The sequence below is a fragment of the Polaribacter batillariae genome (assembly GCF_017498485.1).
Lineage (GTDB): Bacteria > Bacteroidota > Bacteroidia > Flavobacteriales > Flavobacteriaceae > Polaribacter > Polaribacter batillariae.
In genome coordinates this window covers 1,306,980-1,326,635 of sequence record NZ_CP071795.1, presented here as the reverse complement: position 1 = coordinate 1,326,635, position 19,656 = coordinate 1,306,980, and the positions used below count along the sequence as shown (strand labels likewise).

Here is a 19,656-nt window from a genome sequence, read left to right as displayed (position 1 = left end):
TGCGAGCGAGAGAGTGTTCCACATTTTAAAAATTCCTTTTTCTTTCGTTTTAAAATTCAGAGTTTAAAATCACAATTTTGATAAAAAACCAGGCTTAAAGGGCTTATGCTTTTTTTGCGCAAATCAGCAGTTTTTGCTAACGTTAACGTATAAGAATAGTAGCGGATTTTATGCGCTTACCTTTCGGTTTGTTACTGTTGTTTGATTTATATATTTCACTTTGGTTTTAGCGATTAAACCGCTATTATTTTTATACAATGTTGTGCGCTGAGCTGTGTGTCCTGCGTTACTTGGGGATACAATATATGATTAAGTTCATTGAAAAGCAAGTAACAAAACTGTAATTGAGATGAGAGGCTCATTATTTTATTCAGAAACGAGCTTGGGAAAAAAAAAAACAAGAAGGACTCACGCAAAGGATAAGTAATGAGGATTGGTCTCTCGGCTGGGATGTATAGGCAAATCAGTCAAACCGCCTTATGGGGCTTAGTTTTCACGACTTGGTCTTGAGCGATAAGGTTAAAGGCACTACTGCCGTTTGTATGGTAAGTAGGAAGCTATGGTGGGAGTAAAGAAGCTGAAAGAGACGAGATTGAACCCTTGTAGAAGTGTCGTAAACAACTTTAGTATTGTCAAAATCGGGGATGGGCGGTCTTACGAGATAGAATTTGACGGGCGTAACCTAATTTACTGGTCAAATGGCAATCGGCATAAAGAGGGCAGGAGCTTTACCAGACGGCTCAATTACGGAACAGGAGAAGCTAATTGATAGTGCAAAAATACCACAACCCCGAAGGGCAAGGTAGAAAGTAGCTATACTATTAATTAGTGGCGGATTAGTCCGTAGTAGCGATGAAGTTTCTGTAATGGAAATGGAGCGAAGGGACTGGCTTAACAGTTTTAAATTGTATTACAACTAAAGATTTTTTTTTTTAGGATGATTTTCAGTGAGAAACAAAAGTCGCAACCGATAGAAAAGCGACAGGTAATGGATGCCTTTAAAAAGGTACGTAGTAACAAAGGTGCATCAGGAGTTGATAAATTATCAATTCAGGAAGTGCATTCACGCCCTATGAAATACTTGTATCCGGTATGGAATAGATTGGCAAGTGGTAGTTATTATCCAAAACCTGTACGCGAGGTAGAAATACTCAAGACCGATGGACGTATCAGGAAGCTAGGTATTCCAACGGTACAAGACCGAACGGCTCAAATGGTAATCCGAGAAGAGTTGGAGCAAATTGTAGATAAACAATTTAGCAAGAATTCTTTTGGCTATCGCCCAAACAAATCAGCGCATCACGCCATTAAACAATACAGGAAAAACTGTATGGAGATGGATTGGGCAATAGATTTGGACATCAAGAGTTTTTTTGATGAGATAGACCACGATTTAATGCTTAAAGCGTTAAATCATTTTACCAAAGAAAGGCACATTCACTTGTACGTAAAACGTTGGTTAGAAGCCCCTGTCCAAAAGAAAGATGGAAAGATTTATCCACGAAGCAAAGGCACACCACAAGGAGGCGTTATAAGCCCATTATTGGCAAACATTTTCTTGCACGTGGTATTTGATAAATGGATAGAAATCCACCATCCCGAAGTAAAGTTTGAACGCTATGCCGATGATATTATCATTCATTGCAATAATTTCAAACAAGCCCTGCGGACACTGGAAGCAGTAAAAGCCCGCTTTAAGCAATGTAAATTGCAAATAAAAGACGGCAAGAGCAATATTGTGTATTGCAAACGCAACCAAAAGAAGCATCCACCATTTAAGGTACACTATGTAACGTTTGATTTTCTCGGCTTTACATTCAAACCCCGAATGGTAAAGGGTTACTACGGAAATTTTCATTTGGGGTTTACGCCCTCGATTAGTCGTAAAAGTCAGAAACGTATCAATCAAACCCTGTTTAAGTTAAAACTCCATCGTATGGTTCACTTACGTTTGCCCGATTTGGCAGGCATTATAGCGGAAAAAGTACGAGGTTGGATTCATTACTATGGCAAGGTTCGAATGAGCGAATTACATTGTGTATTCCGTTTCTTGAATATGCGACTGGCAAAATGGGTACGCAATAAATATCGAAGATTTAGGCGAAAACATTGGTTCTATGCCTACAAATGGTTACGGGAAACTGCAAAGCATTATCCCAGCCTGTTTGTGCATTGGCAATATGGTTTTACGCCTTAGACTTGTTAAGAAGAGCCGTATGATGGGAGACTATCACGTACGGTTCTGTGAGAGGTTTAGGGGGGAAATTCCCCTTTACCTACTCGACTTTTTGATCATCTCATCAAAATTTTTGGGAGTTTTCTATACATTTTTTAATAAAAGTTTCCTCTTCCTTTTTATTTCTTACATAGTTAGGAAAAAATATATCTTTGACTTCACTATCATTATTCAAAATGATAAAAACAGGAGTGTATATAAATTTTAATTCTTTCCTTATTAAATCTTTTTCGTCATTGAAAACAAAATTTTTATAGTTGTTTTTTAATTGGTCTCTTCCAACATTTGAAGAAGATGAAATGATGTTTACAAGTTTACCATTATTTATTGAATCTATTTTTTTCCCTATTTCATAACCTATATCTATACAGACTTCACAGTCAAATCCGTTATATAAGAAAAATACTTTATTAGAAGTATTAATAGTATCTCCTACAATTTTAGACAGAGAACTGATTTTTTTTCCTTTGATAAATGACATTTGTTTTTCTAATTTTTTCACAAATTCATCATTGTTTGATTTATCTATTATGACTTCACTATTTTTTATGCTTTTTTTACATGAAAAAATAAGGGAAATAATCATAATTAAAATAACTGTCCTTTCTTTTACCATAAGAAGAAATTATTTTAATTTAAATTCTACTAGAGAACCATTTGAAGCCAATAAAGTACCTTTTGTAATACAAATAGATTCAAACCAGTCATTGCCTAAATCTAATAATCTAGATGCTCTAAAAGCAGTATTGTTTATTTCAATCTCTAGCACTTTATTTGAAAACATCTTATTCTGATTATAAAAAAGAGTTAATAAATAGAGCTTATCTGAAAACAAATATGCATCTGAAACAAACTCATAATAACTATTTTCTTCCTGTTTTTGTTTTTCAATATAGTCCATAGTATTTGAAACAGATTTGATACTTCTGTAATCAAATTCTAAAACAAAGTCACCTGTCATATTATACATTTCTAATTTTGGTTTATTGTCTGAAACAGCTATAATAAAATCCTGATATTTTAAAATATATTTACCGTTCTTTATTCGGGTTTCTTTTTCTGTTCTATACTTTTCTATTAACCCAAATTGTTTGATATTCTTGTTATATGAATTGTATCTACTTATACTTCCATGGGAATTTACATTTGACAAATAAAAATAGTTATTTGATTTAACAAACTTTTTCTCAGCTGATAATCTAATTTCTTTGGGAGGAGAAATTGTTTTTTGATGTTTAAAAAAATCAAAAGCTTCAATAGTTCTGTGTCCGTCGTTCATTACGTAAATTGTATCATTATCAATAAATAATTGCGAAGGACCAATAAATTCCCCAGGACCTTTTCCTGCTGAACCTAATGTTTTTTTTAGTTTTAATGATTCATCTAATACAATTACTTGATTTCTTTTATAATCTGATAAATAAATATCTTCATTATAATTAATAATAGCTCGAACATCATAAATAAAAGAAGAATCCGAAAGTCGCTCAATAACTCTCTCTTTTTTTAATTTAGAAATTTCAATTCCTTTGTGTTTCGAACAAGAAGATATAATAATGCAAAATACACATAATAGCAGTGCTTTAATTCTCATATATATTTGTTTATAAAACGTAGAGTTGCCACAGCAACTCTACGTTGGTTTAGGTCATAAATTAACATTCCGTTTTTTTTCCATCACATTTTACCCATTCAGAACCTCTTGAACAAGTACTGCCACTACAACTTACTGAACCACTTACAGTACCAAAACCCATGAAACAAGTACTAGTTACAGTACATGAATATCCACCTTCAGCGTTAGCGGTATTTAGACTTATAAAACTAGCTAAATCTAAATTAGATTTGTTGTCATTGATAGAATTTGTGTTTAAAAATAATGCCATGGCAATTACGGCTATTCCTAAACTTGTTAAAATTTTTGATTTCATTTATGAAATTTTTAATTGTTATTGAGAGCTTTACTCTCTTAAAATAAGTTTGTGTTATTTTTTTAGTTCAGCGAGGAGTTTTACTTTTGCAAAACAAACAGAATTTTAAGGCTGTAATCTCAAATAACAAAGATTTCCTCTGAGATGTTTTTGTTAATCTATTTCATAGGTTTTCATTTTTTAAGTTAAACATTGTGATATATTTTAATTTTTTGTCTCAGAGGTTTTATAGATTAATTATTCTTACAAAATAAATATGTTTGAGGGACAAATTTTGTCCGTTTGCTATTTTTTTAACTCTATTTAGACTTATTTCTGGACGGGTCATAATGTGGCATAACGTATTTGTTTATGGAAAGTTGCGATTTTGTCTGCGAGGAATTTCCGAAGGAAATTCAGTAGTAGGCAAAAATGCAACTAATTTTGATAAGGCTAAAAGTAGCAATTTTTGGCTTAATAGCCAAAAATAGTTGGTAAAATCTTTTGAAACCCTTATAAATACTGTGCAAATTAAAAGTTTATTGAAACTGGTTTCAATAAACTTTTTTTGTATGATGAAAACATCAAAAAAAAGCGTTGTTGGGCTTGCCAAAGTCTCGACACAATTAAATGGGGGTAAACAAAAAAACAAACAACGTTATAAGTGCAATTCTTGTAGCATATTATTTACATTTCACAACCAATCAGTACAAGAATCTAATCGATTTATTTGGTTCGAAAAATGGATTATAAAAAGAAGAACAATACAAGAAATTTCAAAAGAAAGTGGTTATTCAGTAAGAACGCTTAAACGTTATTTTGACAACTATTTGTCAAAGCCTCCAAGGCTCTCCGTTTATCCATCAGAGAAAGTAAACTTATTGATAGACGCAACTTATTTTAGCAATGGAATTTGCCTAGTTTTGTACAGAGATGCAACTATAAAATTCACACAACTCTACAGACTAACAAATGGTGAACATTATTTGGAAATTAAAGAGGATTTAGAAAATTTACTAGCACTAGGTGTACAGATTGAAAGTATTACAAGCGATGGGCACAAATCTATATTAAAGGCAGTAAAAAAAGTAATCCCAAATGTCATTTTACAACGCTGTTTAGTACATATACAAAGAGATTGCAGGATATGGCTAACCAAACACCCCAAGAGTTTTGCAGGTCAAGACTTAAAGAAAATAACTTCTGAAATGCATTTAATTACGTCACATTTTCAATTAAGTTTTTGGCTATTAAAACTTCATAATTGGTATGAGAAATACAAAGGCTATATCAATGAAAAAAGCTATAATTTAGAAACTGGAAGGTACTGGTATACCCATAAAATGGTTCGTCGATCTTTTATGTCCATAAAGAGAGCATTGCCTAACATGTTTCATTATTTAGATAACCCTAGAATACCTAAATCTACCAACTCTATTGAGTCTTTTTTCGGACATATGAAAGGACATTTAAACATTCATAGAGGATTATCCTATACACATAGAAAACAATATATAATGTGGTATTTATACTTTAAAAACAAAACGTAGGTTTTTTAAGCCATACAACTTACCAGAAATAAAAAAAGGACTCTGATAAAAGTCCTTTTTATTTCTGTATAAGATTAATCTTATTGCTAATAAGTTGCTCCTCAGCAGAGCTTATCTCCTCTTCAGATTAATGCCGATAAAATAGTAAATGTTTTTGAAAAAAACACCAACTATTTTTGGCACCATTACCCAATTTTTTATAAGCGGTGTTAGCAAATGCGTGTTTTTATGTTTTTTTCAACGTTTTTTTTATTTTCCGCAAAGATTTTAATTCCGCATTTTGCTTAATTCCGAAAACGTTTTAAACTCAAAAATTGAGTAAGAATTCCGCCTTTAATTTTTTCAGAGTTTGAGTGAATTCACACGTTTTACAATTCCAACTATTTGCAAAATTCCGCCTGAATTTTGCGAGCGAGAGAGTGTTCCACATTTTTAAAATTCCTTTTTCCTTCGTTTTAAAATTCAGAGTTTAAAATCACAATTTTGATAGAAAAACTGGCTTAAAGGACTTATGCTTTTTTTGCGCAAATCAGCAGTTTTTGCTAACGTATTTGTTTATGGAAAGTTGCGATTTTGTCTGCGAGGAATTTCCGAAGGAAATTCAGCAGTAGGCAAAAAAGCAACCAACTTTGATAAGGCTAAAAGTAGCAATTTTTTATAAGCGGTGTTGGCATTTCGTAGTTTTTTTTAGTTTATAATTCTGTTTTTTAGTGATTATTCCGCCAAGTTTTTGATTCAGCATTAGAATGAATTTTCCGCAATTCTGATTTTCCGCATTTACTCAATTCTGCAAGTTTTTTAAATTCAGCGTTTGAGTAAGCATTCCGCCAAACTGATTTTCAGAGTTTGAGTAAATTCAAGCATTTTTTGGCTCATTTTTTCTCAATTTTTCAAAGTTTTGCGGGCGAGAGAGTGTTCCGCATTTTTCAGTTTTTCTCATTAAAATTCAAGTTTTTCCAAGCTATAAATTCACTTTTCGGAGTTTGAATGGGCTATGAATGCCAACGTTGTTGTATATGGTTTGTTGCGTGTTTTAAGCAACTAATTTAGTAAATAATTACCAACCAAGAAAGTCCGCGAGGACTTTCGCAAGTAGGCTTTTACCAGCAATTTTTTTACACGTCTTAAGTTTGTAATTCATTAAATTTGAACATAATTAAGAAAAGACAAAAGAGAGGAGTAAGGTTAATATACACGCAGAAGCATAGACTTCGTCAACATTGAAAATCCCCTCTCTTTTCTACACAGATTTCGTACAGTTCTATGAGGCTTTTAGACCTCGCTTTTAAGTCGTTGAAACTCGCGTAGTATGTCCTTTCGTAAAAACATTTATTTATGAATAAAGATATTAAATATTTTGGAATAGACATCAGTCATTTATTTTTTGATGTCACAGATTCAGATGGCAATTATTACCAGTTTAAAAACAATTTAACAGGCTTTAAAAAGTTTGTAAAATTATTAGATTTAAAGAGTCATTGCGTGATGGAAGCTACCGGTTATTATCATTACCAATTAGCCTATTATTTACAAGAAAAAGGTTTTAAATTATCGGTAGAAAATCCATTATCGGTAAAACGTTTTATTCAAATGAAATTGTCTAAAATAAAGACAGATAAGAGCGATTCTAAACTAATTTGTGAGTATGCAAAGCAGGTTAAATTAAAGTTGTGGAAAGGCAATTCTAAACATCAGCTGGAATGTTTACAAATGACAAGAACCCTTTCAGCATATACAAAGCAGAGCACTATGCTGAAAAATAAATTACATGGCGAAGCCGTTTTAGGTACACCAAGTAAATCTGTTGTGAGGTCTTTAAAACGCAGTTTAAAACATGTTGAGAAAGAAATAAAAACGATAGAAGAAGACCTATTAATTTTAGTAAAAGAAGTTCATAACGATGTTTTAACACGTTTAAAAAGCATCCCAGGCATTGGTCCCAAAACCTCTTTAATGTTAGTAGTTTTAACCGATGGATTTGAGCGTTTTACGAGTGGTAGTGAATTGTGTAGTTATGCAGGTCTAACGCCAACAATTAGACAAAGTGGTAGTAGTGTAAAAGGACGATCGAGAATAAGTAAAATAGGGAATCAAAAACTAAGAAATTTATTGTTTATGTGTAGTTTTAATGCGTGCAAATACAACAAGGCTTGTCGAGATCTTTATCAACGAATCGTAGCCAAGGGAAAGAGCAAAAAATTAGCCTTAATCGCAGTCTGTAATAAACTACTAAAACAGGTCTTTGCAATAGCAAAATCAGGATTAATATATGATGAAAATTATAAAAGTACTTTCGTAAAAAATTAATGAGTTTTTACTTGTTTTTTACCACAGTACTTTGTTGTGCAACGTTTTTTCTCCTGTTATAGTTGTTTGTAAAGGTTTCAATCAAAGTAATCACGTAGCAAATTCTTTGTATTTATATTTTTAATGTATGAATTTTCGATAGGCGTCACCGGTTTATTTAGTCCGGAGTTCAATCATCTCGGGTATTCGGTCATCTTTTTTTAATCTATCAATGAATTCGTCGAATTTTTTGTCCGTTTCCGGTTCTTCTCTTGATTGTAGGTAGTAAAATGAATTGTCTTTGTTCGGAAATATTATGACCGTCTGCCCAAAGCGCAAGTCAAATGTTTTGAGATTTACCAAAATGTAACCCGAATCCTCTTTGACGCTTTTGATACCGATAAAGTCAAATACATTTTCTAGTCCGATCTGTCCTTGACCTAATAAATATGGGTAATTGCGGGAAGATGCCTGACCATTGATTTGGATGTCTTGTTCTCCGGTATGAAAAATTATGGCCATTTCATGTTTAAATTCGTATTTGCCCTTCGATATCTCTCTATTTTCTCCAAATGCGATTCCGGAAAAATGTGAATCTCCGATTTGAAAGTGGAACGGTTTGGTAAAAACATAGTAGTCATATTCCTCCACGGGGAAGGCGAAGTCATGCAGGGGCTCCGTTTTTTCGCCCTCGGCATTTTCTTTGTACATCTCCAAAAGTTCCAGATTCCATTTTTCGGGTTTCTGATTATTGATGGCCTTTGACTCGAGACTGTCAATTAAATTCTGTCCGGTGGATAAAATCGGAATGGAAATAAGTATCAATGTTGAAATTACCTTATTCATTCAATCTTGCTTGAAATGTTGCACAACGGTCTCGGCTATGAGTAGTTGCGTGGGTTAGTACTTAACTTTACAAGTACACACCAAACTGAAAATCCGCGCGGATTTTCAGAAGTAGGCGAGAACAAGCAATTACTTATAGCCATTGTTAGCCGTAGTTTTTATTTCGTTATCAATTTTTGCTATTTTTTCAATCAAATATTCCCCAAATTCAGGTGTCAGTCTTAATTTGTCTGCACCACGCATTAAACTCCCAAAACTATTTTTCCCGCTTGGTGTGACATTGAATTTTCCTTGTTTAATCACTTCATTCTTTTGGTTTGTAATTGTAATGTTTTGAGAATTCCAATTTTGTCCATAAAAAGGTGTTAGATTTTCTCCAATCACATAGTATGGCCATCTGTCATTTTCATTTCCGGTATATTTTACTTCTGATTTGACCTTATAGATTGAAAGAATATTTGAATGTCCAACTGCATAGCAAATGAGAATGTCATTCTTTTTAACTCCTTTTGGTCTCAATTTGGAAAAATGTAAATCGCTGTCAATTTCATCAAATTCCCTATCCCAAGGAATTATGTCTCCACTAACTCCAATCGGTTTAAGCCAGTAGTTAACATTTTTTTCAACTAAAAACGGATTCTCTTTTAATTCTATTTGCTTGCTTAAATCTAAATCTGTTGGATTACTATTAGTTCCCTTTTTCGGGTTTTTAGCAATCAGTTCTAAAAAATGGTCAATATCTTTTTCTTTTAATGGCTCCAAAATTACCTTGCTTAAAATTCCATTTTCAAGTTCGGATATTTTTTCTTGGTTACTAATTTTAGTTCCCCATTCGTTATTTAATCTTAAACCATTGTTTGTAAAATTTGCTGAAGTTATTATAGCTTCTGAAGCTCCATTTTCATATTTTGAAATATAAACTTTTCCGTGCAATGAGTTTTCAATCAAAAGATTCAATTCAATATTAGAGTTATTACAAAATTCAAATAATTGTTTGAAAAAAGGAACTTTAGAGTATTGGTCTAAATCTTTAGGTTTAAGAGTTGTTATTATTGTCAACCGTTTAATTCTTTTCAATTTTGCAAAAGGGAAAAAGTCAAAAGAGTTTGAAATGAATGGACTAACGATAAGAATATCAATTGCATTTTCAAAACTCATTAATAGTTTTTGCAAATGATTGTCTCTTGTTAAATTGTTGATTATTTCGTTCATTTCTTAAATTACGGCTAACGGCTCCGTATATGAAAAGTAGCGCTGAAAACAAACTGTTACTTTTCGGATTAAACACAAGCCGAATTTTTAAATTTTACTATTTATTTTTTCACTGGAAATCGTCAAATTTAAAAATTTGGCGACTTTCCACAAATGCCCAAACCTTTGTATTAGCAATGACTTGCGCTATTTTTTATATACATTGTTAGCCACTGGCATTTTTGCCGAATATATCATCAAAGTTCAAATTTGGCTTTATGTCAAATGGTTTTTCTTTTAAAGAAACTATGTCGTCTAATAACATTATTGTCCTTAATAGACATCGTCTGGTTTCGGCTCGAAATACTTCACTATGCACTCCTTTATTCGCTAAACTATTCAGTTTATCCCATTGTTCAAATAAAGTTTTGGTTGTGGCGACAATCAAATCAATGTTTGTACTGCTCTTTCTCGAAGTATCTGCATATGCAAAAAGGCGATTCTTATATTTATCAGCTTTTAAAGAATGACCATCCATTTTTTCATCTGATGGTGGGAATATACAATCGACTACATATTCGAAAATTCTTCGGCAAGAAGCGGTTACTTGGGCAAGCTGTTCATTAGTTTCAGAATCCTCAAATGTTTTAAGTGCAGACCATAATTTGTTGCCAATATCAGGCGCAATGTCAGAAAGTTTTGAAACTATTTCATCCGCAATAAAAGCTAAAAGCCCGCCTGAATTTCTTTTCCATTCCGCTATTCTTCTTGCCTCTTCAAAATTCGAATAAGTATCAAATATTGTGTAACGTCCATTTAAGGATTCTGGATTTATTTTTTTAAAACCAAAGGTTTCGTAATCGTTAATCAATAAGTCCTCTGTGTCATCTTCTGGTTGATGAAATAAGTTGAATTCATCGTTGTGAATTCGACCTAGTGCAATTAATGATTGACTATAAAGAATCCAATGAATTTCGGATGAGTCATCAACTTCGAGAGCTCCGAGGTAAGCTGGATTATTTTCTAGTTCAGTATTAAGATATTCAGCAGTTTTTAGGTCTATACTTTCAAAGCAAATCACGTAAATATCTTTTCCGAAAGAATGTTCAATATTTTCTTCAGAGTATCTTTTCCACGTGACATTTTGAGGATTTGCCCAATGATAGAACACATTCAAATATTTTTCTTCATTAAACGAGTATGAAAATTGAGTTTCGCTGATTGTTGTTTTATCTCTTGCTATCATCATCATTAGCAAGTCTCCAACAAAAACTTTTGAGTTGGCAGATAGGTTTCTATGATTTAAAATTAGTCTAAAAATTTTTTCTTGTAAATCGAGTCCGTAGAAAGTCGCTAGCGATTCGTGTTGTGAGTCAAAATGGAACGCTATTTTCATAAGGTCTTGGTTTGCTTGTGGCTAACGTATTTGTTTATGGAAAGTTGCGATTTTGTCTGCGAGGAATTTCCGAAGGAAATTCAGCAGTAGGCAAAAAAGCAACTAATTTTGATAAGGCTAAAAGTAGCAATTTTTTATAAGCGGTGTTGTAAAAAGCGGGTTTAATTTTCCGTAATTTATTTTTCAGTTTTTAAAATTCTCACTTTTTCATTCAGTTATAAATTCCGTTTTGAGTGATTTTTTCACGCTTAGGATTTTTCAGATTTTGCTCAATTCAGCCAACTTTCTAAATTCAGCGTTTGAGTAAGCATTCCCCCAAAATGATTTTCAGGATTTGAGTAAAATTTCTTTAGTATTTGATTTTCAGTATTTTATAGTTTTAATCGTTTGCAAAATTCCGCCTGAATTTTGCGAGCGAGAGAGTGTTCCGCATTTTTGGATTCAATTTTTTTTCAGATTTCGAAACGGTAAAAAACTAAAAGTTATTTTTGGAGAACTGATTTGTTTTTGGCGCGATTCAGCCAGTTTTTTACAACGTATTTGTTTATGGAAAGTTGCGATTTTGTCTGCGAGGAATTTCCGAAGGAAATTCAGCAGTAGGCAAAAAAGCAACTAATTTTGATAAGGCTAAAAGTAGCAATTTTTTATAAGCGGTGTTGGCATTTCGTAGTTTTTTTTAGTTTATAATTCTGTTTTTTAGTGATTATTCCGCCAAGTTTTTGATTCAGCATTAGAATGAATTTTCCGCAATTCTGATTTTCCGCATTTACTCAATTCTGCAAGTTTCTTAAATTCAGCGTTTGAGTAAGCATTCCGCGAAACTGATTTTCAGGATTTGAGTAAATTCAAGCATTTTTTAGTTCATTTTTTCTCAATTTCTCAAAATTTTGCGAGCGAGAGAGTGTTCCGCATTTTTCAGTTTTTCTCATTAAAATTCAAGTTTTTCCAAACTATAAATTCACTTTTCGGAGTTTGAATGGGCTATGAATGCCAACGGTCTCGGCTATGAGTAGTTGCGTGGGTTAGTACTTAACTTTACAAGTACACACCAAACTGAAAATCCGCGCGGATTTTCAGAAGTAGGCGAGAACAAGCAATTACTTATAGCCATTGTTAGCCGTAGTTTTTATTTCGTTATCAATTTTTGCTATTTTTTCAATCAAATATTCCCCAAATTCAGGTGTCAGTCTTAATTTGTCTGCACCACGCATTAAACTCCCAAAACTATTTTTCCCGCTTGGTGTGACATTGAATTTTCCTTGTTTAATCACTTCATTCTTTTGGTTTGTAATTGTAATGTTTTGAGAATTCCAATTTTGTCCATAAAAAGGTGTTAGATTTTCTCCAATCACATAGTATGGCCATCTGTCATTTTCATTTCCGGTATATTTTACTTCTGATTTGACCTTATAGATTGAAAGAATATTTGAATGTCCAACTGCATAGCAAATGAGAATGTCATTCTTTTTAACTCCTTTTGGTCTCAATTTGGAAAAATGTAAATCGCTGTCAATTTCATCAAATTCCCTATCCCAAGGAATTATGTCTCCACTAACTCCAATCGGTTTAAGCCAGTAGTTAACATTTTTTTCAACTAAAAACGGATTCTCTTTTAATTCTATTTGCTTGCTTAAATCTAAATCTGTTGGATTACTATTAGTTCCCTTTTTCGGGTTTTTAGCAATCAGTTCTAAAAAATGGTCAATATCTTTTTCTTTTAATGGCTCCAAAATTACCTTGCTTAAAATTCCATTTTCAAGTTCGGATATTTTTTCTTGGTTACTAATTTTAGTTCCCCATTCGTTATTTAATCTTAAACCATTGTTTGTAAAATTTGCTGAAGTTATTATAGCTTCTGAAGCTCCATTTTCATATTTTGAAATATAAACTTTTCCGTGCAATGAGTTTTCAATCAAAAGATTCAATTCAATATTAGAGTTATTACAAAATTCAAATAATTGTTTGAAAAAAGGAACTTTAGAGTATTGGTCTAAATCTTTAGGTTTAAGAGTTGTTATTATTGTCAACCGTTTAATTCTTTTCAATTTTGCAAAAGGGAAAAAGTCAAAAGAGTTTGAAATGAATGGACTAACGATAAGAATATCAATTGCATTTTCAAAACTCATTAATAGTTTTTGCAAATGATTGTCTCTTGTTAAATTGTTGATTATTTCGTTCATTTCTTAAATTACGGCTAACGGTCTCGGCTATGAGTAGTTGCGTGGTTTAGCAGTTAACTTTGCAAGTACACACCAAACTGAAAATCTGCGAGGATTTTCAGAAGTAGGCGAGAACAAGCAATTACTTATAGCCATTGTTGGCGGTAGTTATTTTATTTTTTTAGTTCCTGTGTAATATTCAACAGTTTTACCATTGTATAACCAAATTCCATCTCCACCACCTATCCATATATTACCTTTTTTATCTTCCACTATTCCAAAAAACATTTTTTCTGATTTAAAAACCTCCGTCACATCAAAATCGTTATTGTTTATTGTGTCTCCTTCAATATGCTTGAGCGTCGAAGCTCCTCCATTAAGCATTCCTGTATGCCAAAAATCACGTTTCGAATCCTCGTAAATTTTCCAAACATTTTGTTTTTTATAAATAAAGGTCTCATTACTATATTTCCAAAGACCACTACTATCAACTAACCATACATTATCTGATTTGTCCTCAATGATTGACCAAACATTGAAAAATGATTTGCCCTCATTATTTTTTAATTCAGAAAATGTATGTCCATTGAAAAGTCCCGCATTTCCTCTTGTCCCAAACCAAATATTTCCTTTATTATCCTCAAGAATTGTGTTAATGTCATTATGAGGTAATCCGTCTTTGATTGTAAAATTCCTAAACTTTATTCCGTCATATTTACTCAAACCTCCTTGGCCACCTACCCAAATATTTCCATCCTTGTCTTCATAAATGCACATATTTCTTAAATGGCCGAGTCCATCTTCTGTCGTAAAATTTTTAACAGTACCAGTTTGAGAATCAATCCGAAATACTCCTGATTGGTCACTTGCTATCCAAATATTCCCTTTACTATCTTCTAAAACATCAAATGCATACCAGCTTTTTAAACTCTCGGGTTTGTTTAATAGACTAAATGAATCTCCATTGTATCTAATTATATCGTCATAAGCTGCAATTAGTAAGTTTCCTTGACTATCCAATTTGATATTCCTTGTTATTCTTTTAGGTGCATTGGTGTCAAAAATAGTGTCAACTTTTGAAATTAGAGATAGCGATTTATCTGTATCAATTTCCAAATCAATCTTACTTTCTTTTCTATTCGTATTATCCTTGTCTGTTTTGCAGGAAAGAGCAAAAATTAAGATTAAGAGTATGCATTTATATTGTGACATTTTTCAGTTTTTAATTACCGCCAACGTATTTGTTTATGGAAAGTTGCGATTTTGTCTGCGAGGAATTTCCGAAGGAAATTCAGCAGTAGGCAAAAAAGCAACCAACTTTGATGAGGCTAAAAGTAGCAATTTTTTATAAGCGGTGTTGTAAAAAGCGGGTTTAATTTTCCGTAATTTATTTTTCAGTTTTTAAAATTCTCACTTTTTCATTCAGTTATAAATTCCGTTTTGAGTGATTTTTTCACGCTTAGGATTTTTCAGATTTTGCTCAATTCAGCCAACTTTCTAAATTCAGCGTTTGAGTAAGCATTCCCCCAAAATGATTTTCAGGATTTGAGTAAAATTTCTTTAGTATTTGATTTTCAGTATTTTATAGTTTTAATCGTTTGCAAAATTCCGCCTGAATTTTGCGAGCGAGAGAGTGTTCCGCATTTTTGGATTCAATTTTTTTTCAGATTTCGAAACGGTAAAAAACTAAAAGTTATTTTTGGAGAACTGATTTGTTTTTGGCGCGATTCAGCCAGTTTTTTACAACGTATTTGTTTATGGAAAGTTGCGATTTTGTCTGCGAGGAATTTCCGAAGGAAATTCAGCAGTAGGCAAAAAAGCAACTAATTTTGATAAGGCTAAAAGTAGCAATTTTTTATAAGCGGTGTTGGCATTTCGTAGTTTTTTTTAGTTTATAATTCTGTTTTTTAGTGATTATTCCGCCAAGTTTTTGATTCAGCATTAGAATGAATTTTCCGCAATTCTGATTTTCCGCATTTACTCAATTCTGCAAGTTTCTTAAATTCAGCGTTTGAGTAAGCATTCCGCGAAACTGATTTTCAGGATTTGAGTAAATTCAAGCATTTTTTAGTTCATTTTTTCTCAATTTCTCAAAATTTTGCGAGCGAGAGAGTGTTCCGCATTTTTCAGTTTTTCTCATTAAAATTCAAGTTTTTCCAAACTATAAATTCACTTTTCGGAGTTTGAATGGGCTATGAATGCCAACGGTCTAGTATAAGAATAGTAGCGGATTTTAAAGCACTAACTTTTCGGTTAAACACAGACCTTCTTAATATTTACTAACTTTCATTTTAGCGATTAAACCGCTATTATTTTTATACATTGTTGTAAGCTGGCTTTCTCCGTTCTGCTTGGTTTTTCCGAGGTTTTTCTGTTTATTCAGAAGTGAGTGTTGGCGTGAAAGCTCTTTGCAACCGCAGGAACGAGGATTGCAATGTGCTTGAGCATTGCTGTTGGGATTATAACGAAGACGAATAAGGCAATGATTTTATATAGTCTTCCATATATTTCCAATTCGGTTTTCCATTTTTGTCAACCGGCAATGAAATCTTTTCTTTGTTTAGTCTGTAATCACTAATTTCTCTGGCAAAATTGTATTTGGGTTTAATCGATTCAATAATTGGTTTTAAGAATATGGCTATGTATTCATTCAATTCAATCTTTTCGTCAAGAATTGAAATAACGGTACAATGGTCTGAAGCCACAAAATCATAATTATGATAAAACACATAACCAACACTTCCGCTATTATTAATTGTCATAGAATTATTATAAACCGTCATATAATCAGGTGGTGATATGTAATTGTCAATTCCATTATTTTCTTTTGTAGAAGAAATGTATGCTATATCTCCATCATTTTGGTCTAGTTTGGTTAATCGTTTACCTCTTTGAAATTTAAATACATCGTAAAAATTAAATTCCTTCCAAGTATCAAATTCAAATGTTAATGACGACTTCAAAATTTCAGGTTCTCTTTTTATGCTATCATCCAAAAGTTCAAGTAAAGTAATTTCATCTATATCTTTATTAAGTAGGTTTAGCTTGAATTTTAAAGAAAATATCAAATACTGCTTGATACTTTTTACAAAGGATTTTTCACTTAAATGGTGGTAATCCGTTTTTGAATGGGCTTGAATTATCCATTCATCATTTGAAGATATTTTAGTTTGAACTAAAGTTAAATTATCTTGAAGGGATTTAGCATTGTCAATTTTATTGAGGACATCCTTTTTTATTGGATTCCATTTATTAAGAACATCTGTTCTTCCTCTGTTCTTAGAAAGAATAAATCCGTCATCCTCTAAATTGTAGAATACAACCTCTTTATTATTATGAGGAAAGTTAGTTTCGAAAACTGCAACAGCAGTATGCGTTGCAGCATTTGGTTGAAACAATTCCCCTGGCATATTGATAACGTATTTTAAGGTATGTTTCGACAGAATTCTATTCCTTATAACATCATCTTTAAAATAAGTAGAAAGAGGTGCTATAATTACTCCAAAACGACTTACGTTATCTAAGAGGGATTCAAGAAATTGAATCTCTTTTTTAGTTGGGTTTGTATTATTATCTTTTCCTCCGTATGGCGGATTAATGAAACCAATTGTAGGTGTAATTCCTTCTTGTCTTAAATTTATCAGTACATCTGTGGCTTTTTCAGAAAATGCATCAACGTGATAAATTCTAGACTTACCATCTCCTCTAAATAACATATTCGAAATTGCAAGAGAATACATTGTACTGCTATTTTCAAAGCCAACTAATTGGTTCTGCTTTAAGGTTTCAATTCGTTCTCTTTTATTAGTTAGGTTAGAGTTTTCAATTTCTTTAACTAATTTATTCATTCCTGATATGAGAAATGCTCCTGTTCCACAACAAGTATCAAAAATCACATCATTTGTACGAAAATCAACGAGTTCCGTAAACAATTGTGTGATATGACTAGGTGTTAAAACTATTCCTTTCTTAACATTAGCAACACCTGCATATCTCAAAAACTCTTCGTAAAATTTACCAATTATATCATAGTTGGTTTTTTTGTTGAATAATGGAATTACATTGTTTTCTAGCTCTTTAAGGATATCTTTCAAGATATCAGAAGAATTTAAATCGTTATCAGTTGTTATAAATGCAAGTTCATTTATAAGAGTATTTATTTTATCAGTATCTATACTTTCGTTAGTAAGAATATCAAGTATAGTTGTTGGAATATTTCTAATAATGTTTGCGGTTGACCAATTACTGTAACTTCTTTTAAAGTCATTTGCAACATTATCTTTGTCATAAAGACAAATCATTAGTGCACTTAAAAGTATAGGTCTCTTTTGGGAATCTAATGTTCTAAGAATTCTATTTATTTCACTAGAGGATTTCGAAATATTCTTCGAAATACTTTCAATATCAATATTCTCAAAAAAAGCTAAATAATCCTCTTCATCAAGAATTTCTTTGGTCTCAATATCTTTTAGTTCATTTTCGGAAATTATAAATGTTGTAACTAAATGATTGTATTCGTCATTTATGTCACCTGAAAATGCAATTCCGATTATTGACCAATCTTTAAAATGTTTCTTTAAAGAAGAGTTTATATTATCAAGGTTTTCTTCGAGAAAAAATGAGGTATAATGAATTGCTCCGTCTACAGCGAAATCTTTAGGTTTATTTCTTTTTTTCGATTCGTGGTCTCCAATCGAATCTTTATTTTCAACAAGAATTAAGATTTTCTTATTTTCATTTACATAAATCAAATCAGGTTCTCCACGAAATCCTGTTCCGCTTTTACTAGAAGTATCTAAAACAGTCTGAATGTATGAATTGGACGTTTTTTTTGTCTCCCAAGAATTATAATATTTCTTAGTATTTGACAAATAGTTGAATAGGTCAATATCAACTTTAGATTCGTTTTTTCTTTTTTTTGCCATTTTACAATCCTAATGTACCTTGTTTTACATTCTTGTTTCTTAAATATTTTGATTGGGATTCTGCAACTGAAAAAACAGAATCCGAACAATTATATTTATGCACTTCGTCAACTAAAATGTCCGCAACGTATAAGTTTTTTAATTCTTCAATATCTTTTTTTAAAAAGTCCGCAAGTCTTTGAAGATTAGCATAAGGAAATTTTTTATGTCCGTTCTCTATTTTACTTATGTCCGTCATTATAACTCCAACTTCTTGACCAAAATCACTTTGATTTAATCCCTTTCTATCTCTTTCTGACCTTAAAAATTCTCCGAATGTTGCCATTATTCTATCTTGCTATCTTTAATCTTGCTGATATTTAGCAAATATATGGAAATATTCCAAATTGCAATCATCTTATTTATGGGTGGCGGTGGGAAAGGGCAAGCTCTTTTTATTTTGTGAGGCACGAGCAAAATGAAATGTGCTTGCCCGTGTGGTGGCTTTTTTCAGCTTGCTTACAACGTATTTGTTTATGGAAAGTTGCGATTTTGTCTGCGAGGAATTTCCGAAGGAAATTCAGCAGTAGGCAAAAAAGCAACTAATTTTGATAAGGCTAAAAGTAGCAATTTTTTATAAGCGGTGTTGGCATTTCGTAGTTTTTTTTAGTTTATAATTCTGTTTTTTAGTGATTATTCCGCCAAGTTTTTGATTCAGCATTAGAATGAATTTTCCGCAATTCTGATTTTCCGCATTTACTCAATTCTGCAAGTTTTTTAAATTCAGCGTTTGAGTAAGCATTCCGCGAAACTGATTTTCAGGATTTGAGTAAATTCAAACATTTTTTGGCTCATTTTTTCTCAATTTCTCAAAATTTTGCGAGCGAGAGAGTGTTCCGCATTTTTCAGTTTTTCTCATTAAAATTCAAGTTTTTCCAAGCTATAAATTCACTTTTCGGAGTTTGAATGGGCTATGAATGCCAACGTATTTGTTTATGGAAAGTTGCGATTTTGTCTGCGAGGAATTTCCGAAGGAAATTCAGTAGTAGGCAAAAATGCAACTAATTTTGATAAGGCTAAAAGTAGCAATTTTTTATAAACGGTGTTAGCAAATGCGTGTTTTTATGTTTTTTTTCAACGTTTTTTTTATTTTCCGCAAAGATTTTAATTCTACATTT

13 protein-coding genes are annotated in these 19,656 nt (G+C 32.1%); 3 read left to right on the top strand and 10 right to left on the bottom strand.

The window, feature by feature from the left end; all coding sequences use genetic code 11:
- Positions 1–988 precede the first annotated feature (988 nt).
- Positions 989–2,197: a group II intron reverse transcriptase/maturase gene (gene ltrA / locus JL193_RS05805; RefSeq protein WP_207972896.1), complete on the top strand. Its 1,209-nt coding sequence runs from the start codon at positions 989–991 to the stop codon at positions 2,195–2,197.
- 103 nt (positions 2,198–2,300) lie between these two features.
- Here ltrA and JL193_RS05800 read toward each other — a convergent pair whose 3' ends face one another.
- The 3 genes from JL193_RS05800 to JL193_RS05790 all read right to left on the bottom strand — a co-directional run bounded on the left by JL193_RS05800 (position 2,301) and on the right by JL193_RS05790 (position 4,167).
- Positions 2,301–2,852, bottom strand: coding sequence for a hypothetical protein (locus JL193_RS05800; RefSeq protein ID WP_207972895.1), 552 nt, complete (start codon positions 2,850–2,852; stop codon positions 2,301–2,303).
- A gap of 9 nt (positions 2,853–2,861) precedes the next feature.
- Positions 2,862–3,830, bottom strand: a complete 969-nt coding sequence (locus tag JL193_RS05795; RefSeq protein WP_207972894.1) for a BF3164 family lipoprotein — start codon at positions 3,828–3,830, stop codon at positions 2,862–2,864.
- A gap of 61 nt (positions 3,831–3,891) precedes the next feature.
- Entirely contained in the window at positions 3,892–4,167 is a 276-nt protein-coding gene (locus tag JL193_RS05790; RefSeq protein WP_207972893.1) for a hypothetical protein, read from the bottom strand.
- A 551-nt stretch (positions 4,168–4,718) separates the two neighbouring features.
- Between JL193_RS05790 and JL193_RS05785 the strand changes: the two genes are divergently transcribed.
- Positions 4,719–5,696, top strand: coding sequence for an IS256 family transposase, variant Zn-binding type (locus JL193_RS05785; RefSeq protein WP_243456851.1), 978 nt, complete (start codon positions 4,719–4,721; stop codon positions 5,694–5,696).
- Positions 5,697–7,031: 1,335 nt separating this feature from the next.
- Positions 7,032–8,003, top strand: coding sequence for an IS110 family RNA-guided transposase (locus JL193_RS05780; protein ID WP_207970637.1), 972 nt, complete (start codon positions 7,032–7,034; stop codon positions 8,001–8,003).
- Positions 8,004–8,156: 153 nt separating this feature from the next.
- On the opposite strand, the gene JL193_RS05775 is transcribed toward JL193_RS05780, so the two are convergent.
- The 7 genes from JL193_RS05775 to JL193_RS05745 all read right to left on the bottom strand — a co-directional run bounded on the left by JL193_RS05775 (position 8,157) and on the right by JL193_RS05745 (position 18,824).
- Positions 8,157–8,828, bottom strand: a complete 672-nt coding sequence (locus JL193_RS05775; protein ID WP_207972892.1) for a hypothetical protein — start codon at positions 8,826–8,828, stop codon at positions 8,157–8,159.
- A gap of 129 nt (positions 8,829–8,957) precedes the next feature.
- Entirely contained in the window at positions 8,958–10,040 is a 1,083-nt protein-coding gene (locus tag JL193_RS05770) for a restriction endonuclease PLD domain-containing protein (RefSeq protein ID WP_207972887.1), read from the bottom strand.
- A 205-nt stretch (positions 10,041–10,245) separates the two neighbouring features.
- On the bottom strand, positions 10,246–11,415 hold the full coding sequence (locus tag JL193_RS05765; protein ID WP_207972891.1) for a hypothetical protein: 1,170 nt from the start codon (positions 11,413–11,415) through the stop codon (positions 10,246–10,248).
- A 1,097-nt stretch (positions 11,416–12,512) separates the two neighbouring features.
- Positions 12,513–13,595: a restriction endonuclease PLD domain-containing protein gene (locus JL193_RS05760; RefSeq protein ID WP_207972887.1), complete on the bottom strand. Its 1,083-nt coding sequence runs from the start codon at positions 13,593–13,595 to the stop codon at positions 12,513–12,515.
- Between the two features lie 147 nt (positions 13,596–13,742).
- Positions 13,743–14,786: a ligand-binding sensor domain-containing protein gene (locus JL193_RS05755; RefSeq protein WP_207972890.1), complete on the bottom strand. Its 1,044-nt coding sequence runs from the start codon at positions 14,784–14,786 to the stop codon at positions 13,743–13,745.
- A 1,247-nt stretch (positions 14,787–16,033) separates the two neighbouring features.
- Positions 16,034–18,499: an N-6 DNA methylase gene (locus JL193_RS05750; protein WP_207972889.1), complete on the bottom strand. Its 2,466-nt coding sequence runs from the start codon at positions 18,497–18,499 to the stop codon at positions 16,034–16,036.
- Between the two features lies 1 nt (position 18,500).
- Positions 18,501–18,824, bottom strand: a complete 324-nt coding sequence (locus JL193_RS05745) for a helix-turn-helix domain-containing protein (RefSeq protein ID WP_207972888.1) — start codon at positions 18,822–18,824, stop codon at positions 18,501–18,503.
- Positions 18,825–19,656: the final 832 nt, after the last annotated feature.